Below are 21,580 nucleotides of genomic sequence, written 5' to 3'. Positions count from 1 at the left end.
CGGGTCGTTCACGTTGGCCGTAGTCAGGGACAGCAGCGGTGCCGTCGACATCCGGTACCGCGCTCGACGACAACGACCTCGCGGCCGTGAAGCACTGGCTCGTGGAGGTTGTTCCACGAGCCGCCGTGGGTCGCTGCGAGCCGCCGTGGGCCGCTGCGGGTCGTCGTGGGCCGCCGCAGGCGGCGTAGGCGGTCTGTATGCGTTGCGGATTGTGGTTGGCCGTCGCAGGCGGTCGGAGTTGTTGCGAGTCGTCGGGTGCCTGTTGGCCGGCGGCGGCGTCATCTGGCTTGCAGGCCCGACGCGGCTTTGCGGCCGGGCGCGGGCGGTCGTAAGCCGTTGCGATTCGTCGGGCGCCTGCTGGCCCGTGCGGGGGCGTCATCTGGCTCGTAGGCCGACGCGGCTTTGCGGCCCAGCTCAGCGGGTGTGAGCTGCTGCGGATCAGTGGCGAGCCGTTGCGAGCAGCTCTCTTCTCGACCCAGCCGGCATGCGCCCGAGGCGCGCCGCTCAACGCTTCGGCCTTCACGGCGGGGGGCCTGGCCAACCAGCCTCCTAGGATGCCTTAGGCGGTGTGGGGTGGCCGACGGTGTGGGCCCGACACGGGTGATCGTCCTCGACTGGCTGCTCTTACGTTCGTCGGTGGTAGTGGTTGCGGCGGGGGAGTTGTTCGGAGTCGAGCCAGGCGGGTGGCACGAATTCGGGGTGGCCGTCGTGGCCGAGTTGGATGATCCAGTCGCTGTGGTGCAGGTGGCGGTGGTGGTGGCCGCAGAGCAGGACGGCGTTGTCGAGGTTGGTGGTGCCTCCGTCGGCCCAGTGGTGAATGTGGTGGGCGTGGCACCAGCGGGGTGGTCGGTCGCAGCCGGGGAACGCACAGCCGCGGTCGCGCAGCACGAGGGCGCGTCGCAGCGGCCCGGTGATGAGTCGGCGTTGTCGCCCGACGTCGAGGACTTGGCCGGTGCCGCCGAGGACGGTGGGCAGGATGGTGGCGTCGCAGGCGAGCCGGCGCACCGTGTCCGGGGTGAGCTGTAGGCCGATGTCGAGTGCGCCGGCACCGAGTTGCCGGGTCAGCGCGTCGTAGGTGGTGGTGACGACGATCTGGGCGGGGTCGCCGCCGCTGTCGGGTAGCTCGCCGCTTCGGAGGGCGAGTCGGCACACGTCGGCGAGGGCGTCGTGGCGGCGTTGACCGGGCGAGCGGGTGTCATCTGGTCCGGACGGGGCTGTCAGTGGGTCGATGGTGGCGCGGAACAGGCCGGCGGTTTCGGCGTCGAGGGTGCCGGTGAGCCGCAGTCGGCCGTCGGTCTGCTCGGACAACGTGAGGTGCCGGTCGCGGGCGGCGCGGCGTGCTTCGGCGTCGAGGGCGGCTTGGGCGGCGGCGTCGGCGATGTCGGGGGCGACGTGGTCGAGGATGCGGGTGCCGAGTTTGCGCAGGTGGGTGGCGTCGAACTGGCTGGCCCAGCCGACGAGCACACCGACGGCTTTGTCGGCGGTCTCGGCGTCGGTCGACGTGTTCACGGTGGTGGCGGTGTCGGTGATGACCCGGGCCTGGTCGACGCTGATGTGCCCGTCGGCTAGCGCTTGTCGGATCCCGGGGTTGCCGGTGTCGAGGGCGGTGGCGAGGTCGATCAGGCGGCGAGCGGCGGGGATGGTGAGTCGCAGTCGTTCGCGCAGCCAGACCGCAGTGGAGGAGGCCCCCTGCGCGCGGGGCGTGCCGCGGCCGTCGAGCTCGCGGACGAGGGTGAGTTTGACGGCGGCGAGGCGTTGCTCCAAGCGGTGCGCGGCATCGAGTGCGGCGATCAGCTCGTGCTCCGACAGGGCCCAGGCGGGGGCGTCGAGGCAGGCCGCGACCGCGTCGTCTGCCAGCGCCAACTCCTCGACCATGACCCGAGACTAGAACAGGTGTACGACAATTTCACTCACCATGATCGATTTGATCGGCTGGTTCCCGAAGGGCTCATCGATGCCGAACTCAGCCAGATGGTGGCCGTGGTGGGCGTGCTGCTCAGCGGTGCCGGGAGCTGGTATCGACAGCGCCTGGCATCAGCGAGGGCTGCGTGTCGGCGGCTGCCGGTCCCTGGCGTGACCGAAGACTGCGTGTCGGCGGCGCTGGCGGGCGCGACATCAGGGAGGGCTGCGTGTCGGCGAGGCTGGCGGTCGCCCGGTATGAGCGAGGGCCGGGCGCGTGGCTGGGGATACGGCGAGGGCCGGGCGCGTCGCTGGGGATACGGCGAGGGCCGGGCGCGTCGCTGGGGATACGGCGAGGGCCGGGCGCGTCGCTAGGGATTAGCCGGACGGGCGTTGAAGGGCCTTGGCCCAAGTCATGACGTGATCGACGGAGTCGCGCGTGAGGCCGATCGTCGGGTCGGCGGTGATCAACAGGGTTGGGCTGCTGCGTGCTGCCGCCCAGGTGTGGGCTTGCGGCGTGTGGAGGTCGTCGATCCAAGCCGCAGGCCGTTGCTGGGCGTAGGCGGCGATGGCCGGAATCTTGTCGCTGGGGTGGAACGGCGCGGGTGGCATGGTGATCACGGGCAGAGGAGCGATGCGCAGGAGCGGGGCGAGGAGTTGGTTGGCCTCGTCGTTCCAGCTCGTGGCCCAGGCGATGTCCAGGACGGCGCTCGCCTCGGTGATCCAGGCGCCGTGGGTGAGGTTGACACGGACGGGCTCTTCGCCGGGGAACAGGTGGTGCTCGGTGTAACCGGCAGGTGGTTGAGGGGTCCCGTAGGGGGTGAGGACACCATCGACGTCGAGCAGGAGCAGGGGCCGGTTCACTCGGAGGATCCTGCCGTAAATGGTCCACCGATGCTGACCGCGAGATGCGTCAGCGGCCAAGGCCCGCCCGCCAGGACCGGCCGGGCAGACGCCAGGCGGCCGGGCAGACAGCAGGCGGCCGGTCAGGAAACGGGCAGGCGCCAGGCGGCTGAGCACGTGCGGGCAGCCACCAAGCGGCCAGGCAGGGACAGGAGTAGGCGCCAGGCGGCGGGGCGTAGGGATGGGGGCCGGGTGGCGGGACCGCCGGCGATCGCCGGCGACCCCGCCACCACTCCAACCGCTCAGCCGATCCGGAACTGGTCGCCGTACACGGCGAACACCAGCGGCGTGTTCAGGTTGAAGTTGCCGTTGTTGAGGAACACCCGCTGGGCAGTGTCGACGCGGGAGGTGTCCGAGTGGGCCACTTCCTTCTTCATCTCGACGACCCGCTCGTCGAGGAACGCGTTGAGCCAGGTCCGCTCGTCGCCGCCCTGGGCTGGCGGCTTGGCCCGGTTCAGGGCGCGGTTGCGGATCTGGCGCATGCCCTCGTACCCGTGCATGACCGCCGCGTCGTAGTAGGCGAACTGACCGAGCGCCCGGACCTGGTCGTTCTTCCCGTCGCGTACCGATGGGTTGAAGTAGACCCGGTCGCGTTCGGCCTCCTGGGCGGCCTGGAACACCGGGTCGGTGGCCGCGGTCCGCCAGTCGCGGGGGAAGTTGGGGTCGAGGCCGGCGTGCGACGGAGTGCCGTTGACGGTGCGCAGCGCTGGCAGGTAGCCGGCGAGTACGTTGCCCGGCTTGGTGCGGGTGTACGCCTCAACCAGTTCGAGCATGTCTCCGGTGCCGGAGCAGAAGCCGATGATGCCGGCGGTGTAGCCGCGCCCGTCGCCGATGTCCTCGATGTAGGAGAACTGTGCGCGCCAGTCGAGTGAGGAGTTCTCCGCGGCCGAGACGAGCTGCATGGCGACGTTCTTCTTCGCCGGGTCGTCGAGGTTGGTGCCGGTCGGGGTGGTTGGCGTGGGGGTGGGGGTGCTGCCGCCGCCCGGCAGGGTCCACCGCTGGTTCGTGGTGCCGCCGCAGGTCCAGATCTGCAGCCGGGCGCCGTTCGCGGTGCTCCGGTCGGTGACGTCGAGGCACTTGCCGGAGCCGGAGTTGACGAGCGCGCCGTTGCTGGCGGTCCACTTCTGCGCGGCGGTGTTGTTGCAGTCGTACAACTGCACCTTGGCGCCGTTGGCTGTCGACGCGGCGGTCACGTCGAGGCACTTGCCGAGTGCCCGGATCGAGGTGTCGGTGTTGCCGACGGTCCACGTCTGGGCCGCGCTGCCGTTGCAGTCGTAGAGCTGGACGGCCGTGCCGTTGGCCGAGCTGGCGCCGGCCACGTCGATGCACTTACCGCCGAGGCCGGTGATCGGGCCGGCGGTCGCGGCGCTCGCCGACGGCAGGCCGTAGCCGACGGCGGCGACGCCGACCAGCAGGGTGCCCACGACGTAGGCGGCTGTTCTCTTGTGAACCATGGGTGTTCCTCGGGGAAGGGGCGGCGTGCCGCCGGCCGGTCGGTTCGCGGTGCCCTACGGCGCCGAACCGCCGCGCCGGGCCAAGCATCAGGAAACTGTATTAACAGATACCAGTACGTCGATTCCTCGTCAATCGACGACCGCGAGGCGTGACGGCGTCTGTTCATCCCGTCGTTGGCGGGACGTACCCGCCGGTGGCTATCGTCGGGCCGTAACTGATCAAGGGGCCGGTCCGTCGGAACCAGCACCGTCCGACGGACAGAGAATGGTCATGGAGTCGAGTCTGCGCGCCCGGGTGCGAGCCGGTGACCCCGGCGCGTTCGCCGAGCTGTTCGACACGTACGCGCGCTCGGTGTACAACCACGCGTTCCGGCTGACCGCCGACTGGGCCACGGCGGAGGACGTCATGGCCGCCACGTATCTGCAGGCCTGGCGTTCCCGGGAGCGGGTCAGCGAGGAGGGCGGGTCGCTGCGGCCCTGGCTGCTCGGCGTCGCCACCAACGAGGCCCGTAACCACACCCGCAGCAACCGTCGCTACCGTAGGGTCGCCGCAGCGCTGCTCGCCTCCGACTTCACACTGCCCGACCACGCCGACGAGGTCGCCGGCCGACTCGACGACAGCCGACGCATCGCCGCCGCCATCGACGCGTTGGCCCGGCTGCGCCGACCCGAGCGCGAGGTGCTGACCCTGTGCCTGTGGGAGGGCCTCGACTACGAGTCCGCAGCGCAGGCGCTGGGCGTTCCGGTCGGCACTGTGCGCTCCCGGCTGTCGCGGGCCCGCGCCCGACTCCGTACCCTCGTCGACGCCCCGCCGCGCGCCGCACGGCCGCCGGTCGTGGACGCCTCGCTCGTGCGGGAGGGCAGCCAGTGAGCGCGTCGGACCCGGCCGAGTGGGCGAAGATCGTGCCCCACCCCGGTGACCACGACCTGCCGGCGGGCCGGCACGAGCTGCACCGCGCCCGCCTGCTGGCGGCGATCGCGCAGGAGCCGCGTACCCGAAGGAGGGCCTTCGTGTCGTTGCGGCCCGCGCTCGCGGCGGCCGCGTTGGTCCTGGTTGTCGCGGGGATCGGCGGAGGGCTCGCGGCCCGGTCCGGCGACACGCCCCCGGCCGCGCCCCCGTCACCCGAGGCGACCCGTCCGGCCGCTCGGCCGGCGCCGCCGGGCACGGCCGCGAAGAACCGTGGGTACGGCACGCTGCGCCAACTCACCGACACGGCCGACCTGGTGGTCCGCGGCGAGGTGACGTCGGTGACGGGCGGGCGGGCGGTCTACCGGGTGGCGGAGGTGCTGTACCGCGCCCCGGGTACTTCGGTGCCCACCGAGATCATGGTGGCCGCGGAGTTGGCCGGGGCGGCCGGCCGACCGACAGTCCTCTACCTGGGCCTCGTTGACCCGGGTGCGCGCGTCTACCATCCGCTCGGCGGCGAGTTCGGGATCTTCGACCTCGCCGCGGAGACGGCCACCAGCCGGTCACCGGCGATGTCGGTGACCGGTCTGCGGACCGAGGACGCCACCGCGGCGGGTCGTGCGTTCGTCACCACGTTGGCCGAGCTTCGTCAGCTCGCGCGCGAGCGGCGCTGACCCGCGGAAAGCTGAGCGCGAGAAAAAGAAGCCCAAAAAAGAAGGGAACTCGGTGCCCGGGACGCACAGATAGAAGGCGTAAGCAGTGCCGCGTTCCGGGCGAGACGGCCCGGGACGGCACCGAGACGCAAGGAGCGTTCCATGGCAGTCGACCTTCGCCGTACCCGGCCGCTGTGGGCCACGGCCGCCGCCGTGCTGTCCGCCGCGGTCCTGTCCGCCTGCGGCAGCGGCGGTGGCGCCGACCCGGCCGCCGCGCCCGCCCCGAGCAGCGCCGCCCCGAGCAGCGCCGCCACACCGACCGAGGTCGCGCCCCCGCCGATCAAGGGCAAGCTGCGCGGGTACGCCACGGTGCGGCAGCTCAGCGACACCGCGGACCTGGTCGTACGCGGTGAGGTCGAGGCGGCCGGATTCCGGGTCGACGAGGTGCTGCGCGCGACGACCGGATCGACAGTGCGGGCCGGGGCGCGGATCACTCTCGCCCCGCTGCCCGACGGCGTGCCGGACATGGCGCACATGTCGAAGCTCGAGGCCGGCCAGGTCGTGGTGCTCTACCTCGCCCAGGACCCGGCGGCCCCGACGTTCCGGACGCTCAGCGGCGACTTCGGCGTGTTCGACGTGACCGGGTCCGACGCGGAGGCCGTCGCCACGACCCGCTCGCAGACCATGGCCGTCAGCGGCCTGAACGCCGAGGACCCGGCCGCGTCCGGCCACGGTTTCCGCACCACCCTCGGCCAGCTTCGGGCCGTCGCCGCTCAGGCCAGGTAGGACGAGTGGGCACGCGGACGGCACCCGCCGAGTGCCGTCCGCGTGGTCACTGTTCCCGGTAGGTGGCCAGGTCGAAGTCGGCGTGCACGCCGCCGCCGCCCAGGTCCTGCACCCACAGGCCGAGAAACGCCCCGGTGAAGCCCCACGCCGCCGGCTCGCCGTCGATGATCAGCGCGGCGTGCTCGTCGGACAGGATGGTCGCGTCCAGCTCGACCGGTAGCCGCTGCCAACCGGCGCCGAGGTCGTAGTCGAAGCGCACCGCAGGCCCGTCGAAAACGGCCCGCAGGCCGACCCGCGTGGCGCCGTCGACATCGACTGTCAGCTCCGGGTACGCGGTGCGCCGCCCGTTGTCGGAGCTGAGCAGCTCCAGCACCGTCCGGCTGTCGTCGGCCCGGGTCAGGTAGAGGTGGTGCCAGTTGAGCGTGTTGTAGTAGGCGGTGATCCCGGCGAGCTGACGGTGGTCGGCCGGTTCGAACTCCACAACGGTCTCCAGCGAGCACTTCCGTGCGCCGACGCGTCGCCCGACCAGGCTGGGTGCCTGTCGACCGACCGGCGACTGCCCGCCGTGGACCCGCAGGTACGACGGGCGGGTGTGCAGGTCGACCCAGTCCGGGGTGGCTGGTCGACGCAGCGTCGACCAGCACCGGCCCAGCTCGGGGGCGTCGAAGTGGTCCGTCTCGGGCTCCGCCGGCCAGGGGTGCGCGGGCAGGTCGGGTGCGATGACGTCGTCCGCGGGCACCCCTCCGGCGATTCGCGGCCAGCCGCCCGACGGCCACTCGACCCGCTGGATCGCTGTCTCCCGACCCAGCACGCAGTTGCCCAGCGGGGAGTATGGGCGGCCAACCAGGTGGGCCAGGTACCACTCGCCGTTCTGCGTGTGGACCAGGCTGCCGTGACCCGCCTTCTGCAACCGCAGGTCGGGCCGTCCGAAGGAGGTGAGCAGTGGCCCGTTCGGGTCCACCTCGTACGGTCCGAACAGCTCCCGGGACCGCGCCACTGTGACCTGGTGCTCCCAGCTGGTGCCGCCCTCGGCGGTGATCAGCCAGTACCAGCCATCGTGGCGGTACAGGTGCGGACCCTCGGTGACACCGACCGGGGAACCGGTGAACAGGATGCGGGGGCTGCCGACCAGACGGCGTGCGGCCCGGTCGTACTGTTGGATCTCGATGCCACCGAAGCGGTCGCGGCCGGGCCGCCAGTCCGCGCTCATGCCCAGCAGCCAGGTGGTGCCGTCGTCGTCGTGGAACAGCGCCGCGTCGAACCCGCGCCCGTGCAGCTTCACCGGATCGGACCAGGGGCCGGTGATGTCCTCGGCGGTGACCAGGAAGTTCTGCGGATCCCAGTAGCCGCTGGCGAAGCTGGCCACGTCGCTGTAGACGAGGTGGAACTGACCGTCGTGGTACGTCAGGTCGGGCGCCCACACCCCGTTGGAGTCACCGCATCCGCGCAGATCGAGCAGCCGCCTCTCGGTGATGACCCCACCCAGGCTGCGCCAGTTCACCAGATCACGCGAGTGGTGCACGAGCACGCCCGGATACCACTCGAAGGTCGAGGTGGCCAGGTAGTAGTCGTCGCCGACGCGCAGGATCGACGGGTCCGGGTGGAACCCGGCGAGGACGGGATTGCGGATCGACCGGGTAGCGGTCGCCACGTTAGCGATGTCGGTCGACACGAGCACTCCTCTGGACGGGCTGTCTGGAACTTCCGGAAAATCATCGTCCCGGATCACTGGAAGCCCTGCTTACGCTAGCCGGTCTTTTCGCAATAGGACAGAGGTCTTGACCGCTGGGACAACAGCTCGTAGCGTGCCGGCCATCGATCATCATTACCGGCGAAGCATTGAAAGTTTCGGAGATCCATAGCTCCGCAGGGGGGACCGTGGGCACGGAGAACGGCCGAAACGTCACCATCGCCATGATCGCGCGGTTGGCCGGAGTCTCCGTGCCGACCGTCTCCCGGGTCATCAACGGCCGCTCCGACGTCGCCCCCGACACCCGGGAGCGCGTCGAGGCGCTACTCAACCGGCATGGCTACCGCCGCCGCTCACCGTCCCGGCGTACCGACGCCGCCCTCATCGACCTGGTCTTCAATGACCTGGACAGCCCATGGGCCGTGGAGATCATCCGTGGGGTGGAGGACGTCGGCCAGACCAGCGGCGTCGGCACCGTCGTGTCGGCCATCCACTGGCGCATCTCCTCGGCCAAGCAGTGGCTCGACAACATGCGTACGCGCTCCACCGAGGGAATCATCTTCGTGACCTCGATGGTGAACCCACCGTTGCAGGCCGAGCTGCGCCGGCTCCACCTACCTGTCGTCATCATCGACCCTGCCGGGGTCGACCCGCAGGAGTCACCCACCATCGGCGCCACCAACTGGGCAGGCAGCCTCAGTGCCAACCAGTACCTGATCAGCCTCGGCCACCGCCGCATCGGCTTCATCGCCGGCCCACCGCACCTGATGTGCAGCCGGGCCCGGATGGACGGCTACCGGGCCGCCCTCGGCGCCGCCGGGATCCCCATCGACGACGCCCTGATCCGCCCCGGCAACTTCTACCACGAGGCTGGCTTCACCGCGGGTACGCAACTGCTGGCCCTGCCCGACCCGCCCACCGCCATCTGCGCCTCCAGCGATCAGATGGCGCTCGGCGTCTACGAGGCGGTCCGCAAACGGGGTCTGCGGGTGCCCGACGACGTCAGCGTGGTCGGCTTCGACGATCTGCCGGAGGTGCGCTGGTGCTCGCCACCACTGACCACCGTCCGGCAACCTCTGGCCGAGATGGGCATGCTGGCCGCGCGGACCGTGCTGCGCCTCGCCAGCGGCGAGAGGACCGAGAGCCCCCGGGTCGAACTCGCCACCGAGCTCATCGTCCGCGACAGCGCCGCACCACGACGCTCGTGACCTCCGTCAGTCGATGCGCAACGCGTCGTCGACGCCCGTCTCCCGGCGGCCGAGGTGCGCCGGGTCCCGACCGGAGAGCAGCTCCAGCGCTGCCTTCACGCACGCGCCGTTCTCTCGGGAGGAACTGAACCACCACGTCTGGGCGTACTGCTTCGCGCTGTCGTCTCCCACGCCGTTGGCGTCGATGCCGAGGCGCCGGCACAGCGCCACGGCGCGCGGAAGGTGGAAGGTCTGGGTCACCACAGTGGCTTGCCGCACCCCGAAGATCCGCTCGGCCCGCGCACACGAGTCGTACGTGTCGAAGCCGGCGTAGTCCGGCACCACCTTGTGCGCTGGCACACCCCGCTCCACCAGCCAGTTCCGCATCGCGGCGGGCTCGTTGTAGTCGGCGTTCATGTTGTCGCCCGACACGAGGATCGCCCGCACCTTGCCGGTGTCGAACAGCCGCCGCGCGATCTCCAACCGGGCGGTGAGGACGGGTGAGGGCGTGCCGTCGGCGTCCACCTTGGTGCCCAGGACCAGGGCGACTGGGGCGTCCGGCACCTCGGCCTCACCGTAGAGGTGGCCCTCCGCGGTGTCACGGATCCACGACACGCTGGCCACCGTGCCGCCGGTCAGCACCACGATCCCCACCGCGAGCGCGACGACTGTGCGACGGACCAACCGCCGTTGCTCCCCGTACCACCGTCTGGCCGCACCGAATCGTCCCCGCATGCCGCAAGGCTATTCCGCCCGCGCTCACGACTGTCGTCCGCGTACCCGCACCGCCCCGACCAGCAAACGAAGACCGTTGTCTATGGACAATCGCTCACTGTTAGCGCTAACGTGACGGACAGTCGTCGATCCTTGACGGACTTCGGGCCGCTGTGACGGAGCTGTCGCCATTGGCCCGAGGCGTGCTGGACGACGATCGTGGCGTGGGGCGGGTGGCACGTGGCCGGCGCGAGACGGCCCGAGACCACCATCGGGCGACCCGCGCGTCACGCGGCCGAGGCATGAACGGCCACCGGGATTCCAGGGCACCAGAGCAGCCGGAAAGTCGTGCGTCGACAACCGGTTCCGCTCACCTGCCCAGCGGACGCCGATGGGCAGGAGTCCGTACCTGGGCCGCCCTGATGGCGACCGTCGGCGCCCTGGCCGCCGGGGCGCGTCCCGCTGTTCGGAGTCCGGGCCCGAGCAGCGGGACGCCACCCGCACGAGCAACCGACGGGGTACGCCAAGACGTCGGTCAGCGCGTCAGCTTCGGGTCCACCGCTGGCTGTTCGTGCCGTTGCAGCTCGACAGCACCGCGGGGGTGCCGTTGGCGGTTCCGGCGGCGTTGGGCGTCAGGCACAGGCCGGACTGCACGCCGGTCACAGTGCCATCGGTGTTGACGTTCCACTGCTGGTTGGTGCCCCCGTTGCAGTCCCAGATGATCACGCGGGTGCCTGGCGAGGTCCCGGCGCCCTCGGCGTCCAGGCACTTCGTGCCGTACACCTGGAGTTGTTTCGCGGCGGTCGAGGTCCACTGCTGGTTGGTGCCGCCGTTGCAGTCCCACAACGTCAGCTGGGTGCCGTTGGTCTGCGACCGCGACGGGACGTCCAGGCAGCGGTTGGCACCGGTGTTGCGCAGTGGCGCGGCAGCGCCGCCGGGTGGTGGGGTGGTGGGGCTCGTGGAATCGAAGCCGAGGAACCGGATGGCCTGGGCGGCGTCGAACGGGATGGAGTGGCCGTACCCCTGGAAGCTGATCGCTTCGACGGGCGCCGTGCCGCCGGTGCCTCCGTACCGGGTGCGGGTGGCGCTGGTCTGCGGGGAGTCGGTGAAGCTGGGGGTCTGCGACACGCCCTGCACGTTGGTCCACTGCTTGATCTGCTCGCCGAAGTTGACGTAGCTCAGCGTGGTGTCCGTGGTGCCGTGCCAGATCTGGAACCGGGGACGCTTGCCGGAGTAACCGGGGTAGGCGTTGCGGACCAGGTCACCCCACTGCTGCGCGGTCCTGACGATCCGTCCGCCGGAGCACTCGCTGTTCCACTCCGCGCCGTTGGTGGTGGCGAAGCACCCGAACGGGACCCCGGAGGAGCTGAACCCGGCGTGGAACAGGTCCGGGTAGAGGCCGACCATGACGTTCGTCATCATCGCGCCGGAGGAGAAGCCGCCCACGCCGATCCGGTTGGCATCGACCGGGTAGCGGCTGCGGACGTGGTCGACCATTGACTTGAGGCCGACCGGGTCGCTGCCGCCGTCACGGCGCAGGGCCTGCGGTGACGAGACGTCCCAACACTTGCTGCTCCGGGTCACCGACGGGTAGATCACGATGAAGCCGTAGCGGTCGGCGAGGGTGCTCAGGCCGAAGCCGCTGTGCACCGCCGGACCGCTGCCGGTGCAGTAGTGCAGAGCGAGGAGCAGGGCCGGCTGGGTCGCGACCCGATCCGGCACGTACAGGTGCATCTGGAGGTTAGTCGGGTTGGTGCCGAAGTTGGTCACCTGGGTGAGCGTCGCGGCCGACGCCGGGGTGGCGACCGTGACCACGGCCGTCGTCGTCGCCAGGGCCGTCGCCAGCGCGGCGGCCAGCAGTGCGATCCTTGATCTCATCGGCGGTTCCTCTTGTCGTGAGTCGGGGACCCGGCGGCAGCGCGGCGGTCGGCGGAGGCGGTCGACGACGGCGCCGGTTCAGCCCGAGGCGCGCGACACCCGCATCGACTGTGAGCGATAACATGCCGTTCGTCAAGCCGTAACGTATGACGTCTGCGGGTGAGTGTCAGTGGGCCTCGTTCAGGGCGCGGCGAGCGCGGCGAAGACGGCGCCTGACACACCTTGAGATTGTCGAACCGGCAGTGCCATTGTGGTACGTCGATGAAGAGCCGCGCGCGGGGCTGACGTCCGTCCACTGGGCAGCCGGGATCCAGATGTGATCTTCGGCGGACGGTGACACAAGCGATGGACCAACCAGGGTCCGCCGTCCACGAGATCGCCCGTCACCGCGTCGCACCCTGACCGGCCGGGCGGCTCATCTGCGCGAAGGAACCCCGCCCATGCGTAAACCGAAGACCCGAACAGCACTCCTGACGGGCCTGCTGCTCGCCACGAGCGCGCTCGCCGGCGTCAACCCACCGACCGCCAGCGCGGCGGCCGACCCGGTCACCGTGACCGTCAACACCCGCGCCGGTCTGGCGACAGTGCCGGACACCGCTCTCGGCGTCAACCACGCCATCTGGGACTCGAACCTCGGCACCGCCGAGACGTCGGACCTGCTGCGCGATGCTGGCGTGCAGATGATGCGCTACCCCGGCGGCTCGTACGCCGACATCTACCACTGGAAGGACCACACCGCGCCCGGCGGCTACGTCGCGCCGGGAACCGACTTCGACACCTTCATGGCTGCGGTCCGGCGCGTCGGCGCGCAGCCGATGATCATCGCGAACTACGGCACCGGTACGCCCGCCGAGGCCGCCGACTGGGTGCGGTACGCCAACGTGACAAAGGGCTACGACGCGCGTTACTGGACCGTCGGCAACGAGAACTACGGCAACGGCCACTACGGGTCCGCGTGGGAGGCCGACGACCACCCCGACAAGAGCGCGACGCAGTACGCGAGGTTGGTCGTCGAGTACGCCGACGCGATGAAGGCGGTCGACCCCAGCATCAAGGTCGGAGCGGTGCTGACCATGCCGGGCAACTGGCCGGACGGGATCACCGCCGGCAGCGACCCGGGCCCGTGGAACCAGACAGTGCTCTCCATCGCCGGCCCGAAGATCGACTTCGTGGACGTGCACTGGTACCCGGGCGGCACCGCCGCCGAGTCGCTGGCCCGCGTCAACCACCTCCCCGACGCCACCTACCTGCTGCGGCAGCAGCTCGCCCGGTACGCCGGCGCGAACGCCGACCGGATCGGCATCAGCTTCACGGAGCTGAACGTCGACGCCGGCCGGAACACCCAACCGGCCGCGCTGTTCCTGGCCGACGTCTACAGCGGTCTGCTGGAGAGCGGCGTCTTCACCGCTCACTGGTGGAACGTGCACAACGGCATGGGCACCGTGACGCAGGTGGCCGGTCAGACCGACTACGGCGACTTCGGGATGCTCTCCAGCGGGGCCTGCACCGAGGACGGCTCGGTCTGCCAACCGCCGCTGAACACACCGTTCGCGCCGTACCACGGGCTGAGCATGATGAAGCTCTTCGCGAAGACCGGCGACCAGTTCGTTCGCGCCAGCACAGACGAGCCCCTGGTCACCGCTCACGCCGTCCGCCGGAGCAACGGTGACCTCGCCGTGCTGCTGGTGAACAAGGACCCGGACAACGACCACCCGGTCACCATCGACTACGCCGGGTTCACCCCGTCGGGCGTCGCGCCGACGGTGTCCACCCTCACCAATGGCGCCACCGGCATCGTCACCAGCCAGTCCGGCTCGGCGACCAGCCGGACGCTGCCGGCGTACTCGTTGACAACGCTGGTGCTGCGCCCGGCCGGCGCGACGGCCGGTCGGCCTGCGGCACCGGGCCAGCCGAGCGCGAGCGGTGTCACCGACCGCGCCGCGTCGATCACCTGGCCGGCGTCCACCCCGGGCGCCGACCCGATCGCCAAGTACGAGGTGCACCGGCAGCACGGCGCGGTCAGCGAGCAGCTCGGCGAGACGACGACCACCTCGTTCACCGTCGACAACCTCGTGCCGGGCAGCAGGTACACAGTCAACGTGCTGGCCCGCGACACCGCCGGACGGGTCTCCTGGGCCTCACCGCCGCTCACCTTCGCCACCGGCAGTCCCGCCGCCAGTGCGTGCACCGTCCGCTTCAGCGCCAACAACGACTGGGGTAACGGCTACATCGGTGGCGTCGAGATCGTCAACAACGGGTCCAGCCCGATCAACGGCTGGACGCTCACCTGGACCTGGCCCACCGGTTGGCAACAGGTGAGCAATGGTTGGAGCGCCACCTGGGAGCAGGTCGGCACCGCTGTGCGGGTCACACCCACCACCGACAACCGGCAGATCGCCGCCGGCGGCACCGTGAGCGCCGGCTTCGTCGGCGCGTACGGCGGGCCGAACGTGCTGCCCACGGCGTTCACCCTCAACGGCACCATCTGTAGCACCGGCTGACACCACAGTGGTGGTCCGGCCGACCCTTTCGTCTGGTCGGCCGGACCAGCACGTGCCACCGTCCGACCGGCAGGCGGGGTGTCACGGCGAGCCGGCGCTGTCGAGTCGACGGCGCAGCTCGGCGATCTCCACCGGATTGTCCTCGGTGAGCTGGCGCAACGCCCGCAGCCAGGTGCCCCGGGCCGCCTCGACGTCACCCGCGTCGTGCAGGACGTCGCCCAGCCGGGTCAACGTCTCGGCCACGCCCCACCGGTCATCCGACTGCTCGTAGAGCTCCAGCGCCCTGCGGTAGCAGACGCAGGCCTCGTCGGAGTCACCCCGCTGGTGGTGGACGTAGCCGAGGCTGTCCCAGGTCTTGGCCGCGCCGGTCAGGTTGCCGACCTCCTCGTGCAGAGCGAGAGCACGCCGGCAGTGGTCGGCGGCCCGATGGTTGTCGCCAAGGCGGGCGTGATCCCAGCCGATCGCGTTGAGAGCCTTCGCCCGTCCGACCAGGTGGCCGACCTCGCCGAAGAGGACGAGGGCCCGCTCGTCGCACTCCAGCGCCTCCCGGTGCTGACCCTGCCCCTCGTGCACCCAGCCCAGGTAGAGCGCGACGTACGCCTCGCCGGCGAGGTCGCCAAGCCGCCCGAACAGCTCGCCGGCGCGCCGCAGGTGGCCCAACCCGTTGGTCACCTCGCCGAGCTGGTGCAGCGCCAAGCCGAGATCGCGGTGGCCGTGTGCCTCCCCGACGAGGTCACCCGCCCGCCGCGCCGCGGTCACGGCGGTGCGCTGGGCCGAGGCCAGATCCGTCCATCGGGACAGCCTGCTGAGGTAGGTGGCGACGGCCCAGGCCAGCCGCCAGGCGTGACCGTCCAAGTCGGATTCGGCGGCCTGGTCGATCGCGGCGAGGAGCACGAGCCGTTCCGCGTTGAGCCAAAGCTGTGCCTGCTCGCTGTCGGTGAACGAGGCGACGGCTGTCCCGGCGGCCGGCGGCGGCAAATCGATGCGGTCGCGATGCGGCTCGATCGTCAGCGCGGCAGCGTGAGCCCCGTGCAGCCAGTGGTCGTACAGCCGGCGCACAGCGGATGCCCGTTCGCTGTCGTCCAGCAGCTCGCCGGCGTACGCCCGCAGCAGGTCGTGGCACGCGTAGCGATCCGGACCGGTCAGGTCCACCAGGTGGGCCCCGAGCAACTCGTCGAGCGGCTCACGTACCTGCTGGACGGGAAGCCCGACGAGGCTGGCCACCGCCGGCAGGCTGACGTCCGGGCCGGCGTACAGCGCGAAGAGGCGGAACAGCGCGGCCGCCGGCGCGCTCAGCGCCCGGTAGGACGCGGCGATGACCGACCGCACGTCGGCAACGGCGTCGCGGTCGGCCAGGGCGTCCAACCCATGGTGGTGGTCGGCGAGTTCGTCGGCCAGGTCCTGAAGCGACAGGGCCGGATTCGTGGCGGCCCGGGCCGCCACGATCGACAGGGCGAGCGGCAGACCGGCGCACGCCCCGACGATGCTGCCCGCCGCGTCAGCCTCCGTCGAGAGCCGGTCCCGGCCGAGCCGGTCGGCGAGGAGGTTGAGGGCCTCATCCCGGCTCAGACAGCCGAGCGGCAGAGGACGGAGCCCTTCGGTCGCCACCAGGCCCGACATCTGATTCCGGCTGGTCACCAGTACCGCGCAACCGGCCGAGCCGGGCAGCAGCGGGCGGACCTGATCGGGATCCCGGGCGTCGTCCAGCACGATCAGCATCCGTCGGTCGGCCACCAGGCTCCGATACAAGCCGATCTGGGAGTCGAGATCGGCCGGCACAGCGGTCGGGGCGACGTCGAGCGCGTCCAGAATCGCGCGTACCGCGCCAGCCGGGGTCATCGGCGGTTCGGTGGGGTGGAAACCGCTGAGGTTGACGAAGAGCTGACCGTCCGGGTACCGGTCGAGGTGGGTGGCTGCCCAGTGCAGCGCGAGCCAGGTCTTGCCGATCCCGCCGGTGCCGCTCACGGCCACCGCGGTACCGGTCGTCCCACCGCTCGTCAGCAGGGCCGCGTCGAGCTGCGCCAGATCATCGGACCGGCCGGTGAACGACCCGGACGGCATGGGCAGTTGTCGGGGGACAGGTGACCCGGTCTGAGGGGGGTCCGCCGCGACCTCCGGCGCCAGGATCGACCGGTGCAGCTGCTGGAGATGCGGGCTGGGCTCCACGCCAAGTTCCTCGACCAGCAGGTCCCGGAAACGCCGGTAGTGCTCCAGCGCCTCGGCCGACCGGCCGGCGCCGGAGAGCGCGAGCAACATCTGGCCGGCCAGGCGCTCGTTCAACGGGTGCCCGGGCGCGAGCCGCGACAGGTCCGCCAGAATCTCGTCGTGGTGGCCGACCCGCAGCGCCGCATCGATGCGTTCGAGTTCCGCTGTCAGCTTCTCCTGCTCCAGATCCGTCCGCACGGTGTCGAGCCAGAACGCGTCCAGCCCGGAGAACGGGTCGCCGCGCCAGAGGCCGAGTGCCTTGTCGAACAGGGCGAGGCGGTCGTCCTCGGACCGCTCGGCGCGGGCCTCGTCACGCAGATGGCGGAAGCGGTGCAGGTCCACCGCCATCTCGTCGACGGCCAGCAGGTAACCACCGGACCGGCGCGTGATCGCCGCGTCGGGAACATCGGCCAGGTTGCGGCGCAAGCGGTACAGGTAGCCGTAGAGGGTGTCGCGGGCGCGCTGCGGTGGGCTCTCACCCCAGACCCGGTCGATGAGCTGGTCGACGGAGACCGCCCGGTTGACGTCGACGAGCAGCGCGGCCAGGACGCATTGCTGTCGGGCATGCCCGAGGGTGACCGGGCGATCGTCGACTGTCGCCACGACGTCCCCGAGCAAACCGAATCGCACCGCCACCCGCATCTCCTCACCCAGGCGCCGTCTATGTCTTACCCCGGTTCCACCAGCGGATACCAGGTCCGTCCCAGACCGGCCCCAGACCCGACGCCGATAGTCGATCGGGACAGCCCAGGACGGGCTGACAACGAGATGGAGGAGAACGACATGGGATGGCTGAAACGACCACTCGTCGTGGTCGCCACGACCGCGGCGGTCCTGGTGGGCACGGGCGGCATCGCACAGGCCGGCACCGACCGGGTTGCCACGGTGTCCGGCGCGAAGGTGACGTTCACCAGTTACGGCGACTCGTTCTCGGTCTGCGACACCGAGACCGACGGGTTGAACGTCTACAACGAGTACAAGTACATCCGCAAGGACGGCACTGTCCAGCGCGACCTCGAGTACAACGGCCTCGGAAGCGGGACCTGCGCCTCGTACGACCACAACTTCGGCGAGGGCCGCAGCGTCACCTTCCGTGCCTGCCTCGACATGCCGGGAATCATCCCGGATCCCTGCAGCAACTGGGCGGTGGGTGTCGCATGAGGACGCTCGGAAAACTCAGTGTGGTAGCCGTCGCCGCGACGGCGACGATCCTCGCGACCGGAACCAGCGCGTACGCCGGGACCGACGCGGTGTCCGAGGTCACGGGCTCGTCGTCGCGGTTCATCAGCTACGGAGACAAGTTCGAGAACTGCGACACGTCCTCGGACGGCCTCATCTCGTACGTCGCGTTCGAGTACGTTCGCATCGACGGATCCCTACAGACCGGCTCGCACTACAACCCGGGAAGCAGCGGCGACTGCTCCCAGTGGAACCACAATTTCGGTGAGGGGCGCACCGTCCGGTTCCGCTCCTGCGTGGACCAGCCGGCCTGGGCCACCGACACCTGTGACCGGTGGCGGAGCGGGGTCGCCTAGCGCCGGGTGACCTGGGCGTCGACCACAACAACAGGTCACTGCCCCGCGCGAAGGACGCTCAACGGCCCGTCCCCGACCGATGCCCGGTCGGGGGCGGGCCGGCCGGCGGACGGCAGGTTCAACCGACCTGACGGACGGTGACGGTCGCCGAGCCGGTCTCGTCGGCCCACGGGTCCAGCACGAGCGTGTACGTGCCGCGCTTCGGCAGCGGACCCGTCTCGAACCGGCCGGACCCGCCGATGACGCAGCCGCTGCCCATCGCGTCGCCGTCCGGGCCGGTCAGGAGCAGGACACCGCACCGGTCGGGCAGGCTCCCGGCGGTCACCTCGACGGTGACGCGTCGACCCGCGTCGGCGGGAAACCTCAGCCGGCTCACCGCGCCCGGTCGGCTGACCGTCAGTGTGGCGGCCCGGCCGTCGGCGACGGTGTCGGCCTCGTCGTCGTGCGCGTCGCGTAGCCGCACGTTCGCCGAGCCGGTGTCGGTGGAGGTCCCGTCGACCTCCAGCACGTACCGGCCGGTGGCCGGCAGGACGAACCCGTCGACATGCCCCTGGCCACCGATCACGCAGCCGCTGGTCACCTGTTCACCGGCCGGGTCGCGCAGGCGCAGCAGGTTGCACCGGTCCGGCAGTGTGGCGTCGGTGACCTGGACGAAGACCTTCTGACCGGCGCGGCCGTCGAAGGACAGGCGGCTGATCGCACCCGGTTGGGCGAGCGTCGCCCGGACCGGGGGCCCGTCCAGCGTGAGCGTCTTCTCCTCGTCGGTCACCGTGACGACCCGTACCGTCGCTCGACCGAGGTCGGCATCCCACGGGTCGAGCACCACCTGATGGTCGCCGGTGGCGGTCAACGTGGTCGTGTCGATGAATCCGATGCCGGAGATGACACATCCGGTCGCCAGTTGACGGCCCTGCGGGTCGAGCAGCAGCAACACCCCGCAGCGATCCGGCACGGTGGCGGCGGGCACCTCCACGAAGATCTTCTGACCGGCCCGGCCCGGCACCTTCATCGCCGCCGTGGCGCCGGCCCGGGTCACCGCCAGGTCGACGTCACCGGCAGCGGGCGCGTCGCGCTGCGCGCGGGCGGCGTCCTCGGCGAACGCCACCTGCCCGGTAAGGCCGACGTCGAGCACACAGTCGGCGAGGATCTGCGGATCGGTGACACCGGCCCGCCGGCAGACGAGTTCGGCGGTGGCCCGGTTGGGCAGGTCCCTGACGGTGAGCAGCCGGTCCGGGAAGCGCCGATCGGTGAACGTGCCGGTGTTCTGCCCCGGTTCGTAGTCGAACAGCGACAGTTGCGCCTCGACGCGCCAACTGTCGGCGAAGCCGGGGTACAGCGCCTCGAACGTGGGCGGCTGCGCCACCCGCTTCCCGCCACGCACGGCCAGGTCGTCGCCGGGGTCACCGTCGTGGTCGCCGAGCAGACCCTCCAGCGTCCCGGCCCGTGCGGTGGGCGCGCTGACGCTCACGCTCAGCCCCCACACGCCGATCGGCTGCGCGGTCAGTCGGGCGCCGTCCGGCCACTCCACAGTCACCGTGCCATCTCCCCAGGTGGTGACGGTGCCACCGCGCGCCAGCTTCACCCCGTCGGGCGCGGACACCGGCGCGGCGCCGTTCACCCGGACCGCCGGGCCGTCGGGTGTGACGTACACGCCGACCCGGTCACCGGCCACCCGCACCGCGACGGCCGAGTTGACGGCCACCACCGAGCTGGCCGGGAACATCGTCTGTCGTACCTGGACCTCGAAGTCGTCTGTCGTCGAGCGGGTCAGCACGAACTCCCCGGCGGCCTGGAAGTCGTACCGCAGGCCGTCGTAGGTGAGCAGGTGCGGGTCGCCGTTGCTGTTCGCGCACCGGTAACCCTTGCCGATGACCGAGATCGAACAACCACCACCACCGGGTGGTCGGGGCCTGGGCTTGTCGCAGTCCTTGCCGTTGGACGGCAGCTTCATTCCGCTGTACGTCGTGCGCAGCGGCACCCCCACGGCCTTGCGGTACGCGTTCTCCGCCAGCACCGCGTGCACCTCGGCGGGGTCCACGGTGCTGGCCTGTTGGCCGCCCTGCGTGCAGAACTGGCCCCGGTCGGTGTCGTTCACCTCGTCGAGGGCGTGGTTCATCTCGTGGATGAGGGTGGCGCACTGGTCCTCGGTGAAGCCGGAACCCTCGTCGTCCAGCTTCCGCCCGTCGTTCTCCGGCACCCAGTTGATCTGTACGTCGCTACCCGGGACGTACGTCGTGGTGCTGCTCTCCGAGCCGAGGATGGGTCTGCGTACCTTGATCTTCTTGCCGGAGCGTTCCAACTCGTCGAGCACAGCGCCGTTGCCGGAGCCGCGGATCTGTCCGACGCAGCCCGCGTACTCCGTTTGCAGGTCGGCGTTGACGCTGACCACCGCGGACGCCGCCTGTGGGGCGAGCAGCACCAGGACGCCCGCCAGCACAACGCCCATCCGCACCCGGCTCCGCAACCCGGTCACCCGCCCTTCACCTCGAACGCGACAGTGCCCTGCTCGGCCGTCGCGGCGCAGGCATCCGCCGGCACACCGCGCAGCGGCGCTCGCAGGTAGCCCAGCACCAGCCGGTACGCCCCCGGTTGGTCGACCGGCCACCAGGTCACTGTGGCTCCACCCCGCCCGTCCGGCGCGCTGGTGGTCAGCGCCGCGCCGACCGGGCTCTGCGGGTCGCTGCCCAACGTCAGCTCCACCGACCCACGCGGCGGTACCTTCACCAGGTTCTCCACCAAATACGCGGTGAAGTCCCGGTAGTAGGCGGCGCCGCCGACCGCGGGGGCCACCGCCGTGCCGTCGCGGGTCAACGACATGACCGTCACCGCCCCGTCCGGCACCCGGCTGAGTTGGCACTCGGCGTCGCGGTTGTTGACCAGTTTCAGCCGCAGACTGATCTGCTCACCCACCCGGTACGACGGTTGGCCGGCACTGACGGTCAGGCCGACCGTCGCCGTGCCGCCGCTCGGGGCCGCTGACGGGCGCGACCGTCTGCACCCGACCGTGGTGGCCATCAGCAGCAGGGCGAGACCGCCGGCGAGCACCGCCGTCCCTGCGCGGGGTACGCCCATGGGCCGCGAGCCTCCTCCGGGTGCCGAGGGTCGGCACAGATCCCGGCCAGCCTGCGCCGTGGGTGCCGGGAGCGCTGTCGAAATCCGGCCCGGTGGGTGTCCGCTAGCCGACCCGAGGGGCGCCGAGCCGCCGGCCGCCGAGGACCCGTAGGTCGCCCCGCACCGGCTACAGCGGCGTCGCCCGCAAACCCTGGGC

At 70.9% G+C, this 21,580-nt stretch carries 16 protein-coding genes; 7 read left to right on the top strand and 9 right to left on the bottom strand.

The features are described 5' to 3' along the window. Positions 1-624: 624 nt before the first annotated feature. The 3 genes from NIE111_RS08850 to NIE111_RS08840 form a co-directional block, all read right to left on the bottom strand. The gene (locus NIE111_RS08850; RefSeq protein WP_238683908.1) at positions 625-1,875 is read right to left on the bottom strand and encodes an HNH endonuclease signature motif containing protein; all 1,251 of its coding nucleotides are present in this window, start codon (positions 1,873-1,875) and stop codon (positions 625-627) included. A 402-nt stretch (positions 1,876-2,277) separates the two neighbouring features. After that, a complete protein-coding gene (locus NIE111_RS08845) occupies positions 2,278-2,763 on the bottom strand; it encodes an HAD domain-containing protein (RefSeq protein ID WP_238683907.1) in 486 nt (161 codons plus the stop codon). A 281-nt stretch (positions 2,764-3,044) separates the two neighbouring features. Continuing rightward, positions 3,045-4,256 carry a chitosanase gene (locus NIE111_RS08840; RefSeq protein ID WP_238683906.1) on the bottom strand — a complete coding sequence of 404 codons (1,212 nt, stop codon included), beginning with the start codon at positions 4,254-4,256 and terminating at the stop codon, positions 3,045-3,047. A 271-nt stretch (positions 4,257-4,527) separates the two neighbouring features. On the opposite strand from NIE111_RS08840, the gene NIE111_RS08835 reads away from it, so the two are divergent. The 3 genes from NIE111_RS08835 to NIE111_RS08825 all read left to right on the top strand — a co-directional run bounded on the left by NIE111_RS08835 (position 4,528) and on the right by NIE111_RS08825 (position 6,602). Then, complete coding sequence (locus tag NIE111_RS08835; protein WP_238683905.1) at positions 4,528-5,127, top strand: RNA polymerase sigma factor; 600 nt, start codon at positions 4,528-4,530, stop codon at positions 5,125-5,127. Then, positions 5,124-5,837, top strand: a complete 714-nt coding sequence (locus NIE111_RS08830) for a hypothetical protein (RefSeq protein WP_238683904.1) — start codon at positions 5,124-5,126, stop codon at positions 5,835-5,837. Before NIE111_RS08835 ends, NIE111_RS08830 begins: the two co-directional genes overlap by 4 nt. A 141-nt stretch (positions 5,838-5,978) precedes the next feature. Next, positions 5,979-6,602 (top strand): hypothetical protein, encoded by a 624-nt coding sequence (locus tag NIE111_RS08825; RefSeq protein WP_238683903.1) that lies wholly within the window; start codon positions 5,979-5,981, stop codon positions 6,600-6,602. A 46-nt stretch (positions 6,603-6,648) separates the two neighbouring features. Here the strand turns inward: NIE111_RS08825 and NIE111_RS08820 are convergent, their stop codons facing one another. Beyond that, on the bottom strand, positions 6,649-8,274 hold the full coding sequence (locus tag NIE111_RS08820; RefSeq protein WP_238683902.1) for a glycoside hydrolase family 43 protein: 1,626 nt from the start codon (positions 8,272-8,274) through the stop codon (positions 6,649-6,651). Between the two features lie 242 nt (positions 8,275-8,516). Between NIE111_RS08820 and NIE111_RS08815 the strand changes: the two genes are divergently transcribed. Then, the gene (locus tag NIE111_RS08815) at positions 8,517-9,500 is read left to right on the top strand and encodes a LacI family DNA-binding transcriptional regulator (protein ID WP_274530890.1); all 984 of its coding nucleotides are present in this window, start codon (positions 8,517-8,519) and stop codon (positions 9,498-9,500) included. Positions 9,501-9,506: 6 nt separating this feature from the next. Here NIE111_RS08815 and NIE111_RS08810 read toward each other — a convergent pair whose 3' ends face one another. Further along, positions 9,507-10,214, bottom strand: coding sequence for a SanA/YdcF family protein (locus NIE111_RS08810; RefSeq protein ID WP_238683900.1), 708 nt, complete (start codon positions 10,212-10,214; stop codon positions 9,507-9,509). Between the two features lie 522 nt (positions 10,215-10,736). Next, entirely contained in the window at positions 10,737-12,071 is a 1,335-nt protein-coding gene (locus tag NIE111_RS08805) for an extracellular catalytic domain type 1 short-chain-length polyhydroxyalkanoate depolymerase (protein ID WP_238683899.1), read from the bottom strand. Between the two features lie 440 nt (positions 12,072-12,511). Between NIE111_RS08805 and NIE111_RS08800 the strand changes: the two genes are divergently transcribed. Continuing rightward, entirely contained in the window at positions 12,512-14,572 is a 2,061-nt protein-coding gene (locus NIE111_RS08800) for a cellulose binding domain-containing protein (protein WP_238683898.1), read from the top strand. A gap of 81 nt (positions 14,573-14,653) precedes the next feature. On the opposite strand, the gene NIE111_RS08795 is transcribed toward NIE111_RS08800, so the two are convergent. Next, the gene (locus tag NIE111_RS08795; RefSeq protein WP_238683897.1) at positions 14,654-17,413 is read right to left on the bottom strand and encodes an AfsR/SARP family transcriptional regulator; all 2,760 of its coding nucleotides are present in this window, start codon (positions 17,411-17,413) and stop codon (positions 14,654-14,656) included. 147 nt (positions 17,414-17,560) lie between these two features. Between NIE111_RS08795 and NIE111_RS08790 the strand changes: the two genes are divergently transcribed. After that, positions 17,561-17,938 (top strand): hypothetical protein, encoded by a 378-nt coding sequence (locus NIE111_RS08790; RefSeq protein ID WP_146766342.1) that lies wholly within the window; start codon positions 17,561-17,563, stop codon positions 17,936-17,938. Next, on the top strand, positions 17,935-18,312 hold the full coding sequence (locus tag NIE111_RS08785) for a hypothetical protein (protein WP_146766340.1): 378 nt from the start codon (positions 17,935-17,937) through the stop codon (positions 18,310-18,312). Before NIE111_RS08790 ends, NIE111_RS08785 begins: the two co-directional genes overlap by 4 nt. Before the next feature lie 118 nt (positions 18,313-18,430). Here the strand turns inward: NIE111_RS08785 and NIE111_RS08780 are convergent, their stop codons facing one another. Next, on the bottom strand, positions 18,431-20,785 hold the full coding sequence (locus tag NIE111_RS08780; protein ID WP_238683896.1) for a VWD domain-containing protein: 2,355 nt from the start codon (positions 20,783-20,785) through the stop codon (positions 18,431-18,433). Beyond that, positions 20,782-21,384 (bottom strand): hypothetical protein, encoded by a 603-nt coding sequence (locus NIE111_RS08775; RefSeq protein WP_238683895.1) that lies wholly within the window; start codon positions 21,382-21,384, stop codon positions 20,782-20,784. Before NIE111_RS08775 ends, NIE111_RS08780 begins: the two co-directional genes overlap by 4 nt. Positions 21,385-21,580: the final 196 nt, after the last annotated feature.

It is taken from the genome of Micromonospora hortensis (assembly GCF_022230935.1).
GTDB classification, from domain to species: domain Bacteria; phylum Actinomycetota; class Actinomycetes; order Mycobacteriales; family Micromonosporaceae; genus Micromonospora; species Micromonospora hortensis.
This window is presented reverse-complemented; position numbering and strand designations above follow the sequence as displayed.

Excerpts from the sequence above, each read along its gene's own strand:
- NIE111_RS08835 (WP_238683905.1), top strand. The coding sequence starts at position 4,528 with ATGGAGTCGAGTCTGCGCGCCCGGGTGCGAGCCGGTGACCCCGGCGCG.
- NIE111_RS08825 (WP_238683903.1), top strand. The coding sequence starts at position 5,979 with ATGGCAGTCGACCTTCGCCGTACCCGGCCGCTGTGGGCCACGGCCGCC.
- NIE111_RS08775 (WP_238683895.1), bottom strand. The coding sequence starts at position 21,384 with ATGGGCGTACCCCGCGCAGGGACGGCGGTGCTCGCCGGCGGTCTCGCC.
- NIE111_RS08785 (WP_146766340.1), top strand. The coding sequence starts at position 17,935 with ATGAGGACGCTCGGAAAACTCAGTGTGGTAGCCGTCGCCGCGACGGCG.
- NIE111_RS08810 (WP_238683900.1), bottom strand. The coding sequence starts at position 10,214 with ATGCGGGGACGATTCGGTGCGGCCAGACGGTGGTACGGGGAGCAACGG.
- NIE111_RS08815 (WP_274530890.1), top strand. The coding sequence starts at position 8,517 with ATGATCGCGCGGTTGGCCGGAGTCTCCGTGCCGACCGTCTCCCGGGTC.
- NIE111_RS08790 (WP_146766342.1), top strand. The coding sequence starts at position 17,561 with ATGGGATGGCTGAAACGACCACTCGTCGTGGTCGCCACGACCGCGGCG.
- NIE111_RS08840 (WP_238683906.1), bottom strand. The coding sequence starts at position 4,256 with ATGGTTCACAAGAGAACAGCCGCCTACGTCGTGGGCACCCTGCTGGTC.
- NIE111_RS08800 (WP_238683898.1), top strand. The coding sequence starts at position 12,512 with ATGCGTAAACCGAAGACCCGAACAGCACTCCTGACGGGCCTGCTGCTC.
- NIE111_RS08805 (WP_238683899.1), bottom strand. The coding sequence starts at position 12,071 with ATGAGATCAAGGATCGCACTGCTGGCCGCCGCGCTGGCGACGGCCCTG.
- NIE111_RS08850 (WP_238683908.1), bottom strand. The coding sequence starts at position 1,875 with ATGGTCGAGGAGTTGGCGCTGGCAGACGACGCGGTCGCGGCCTGCCTC.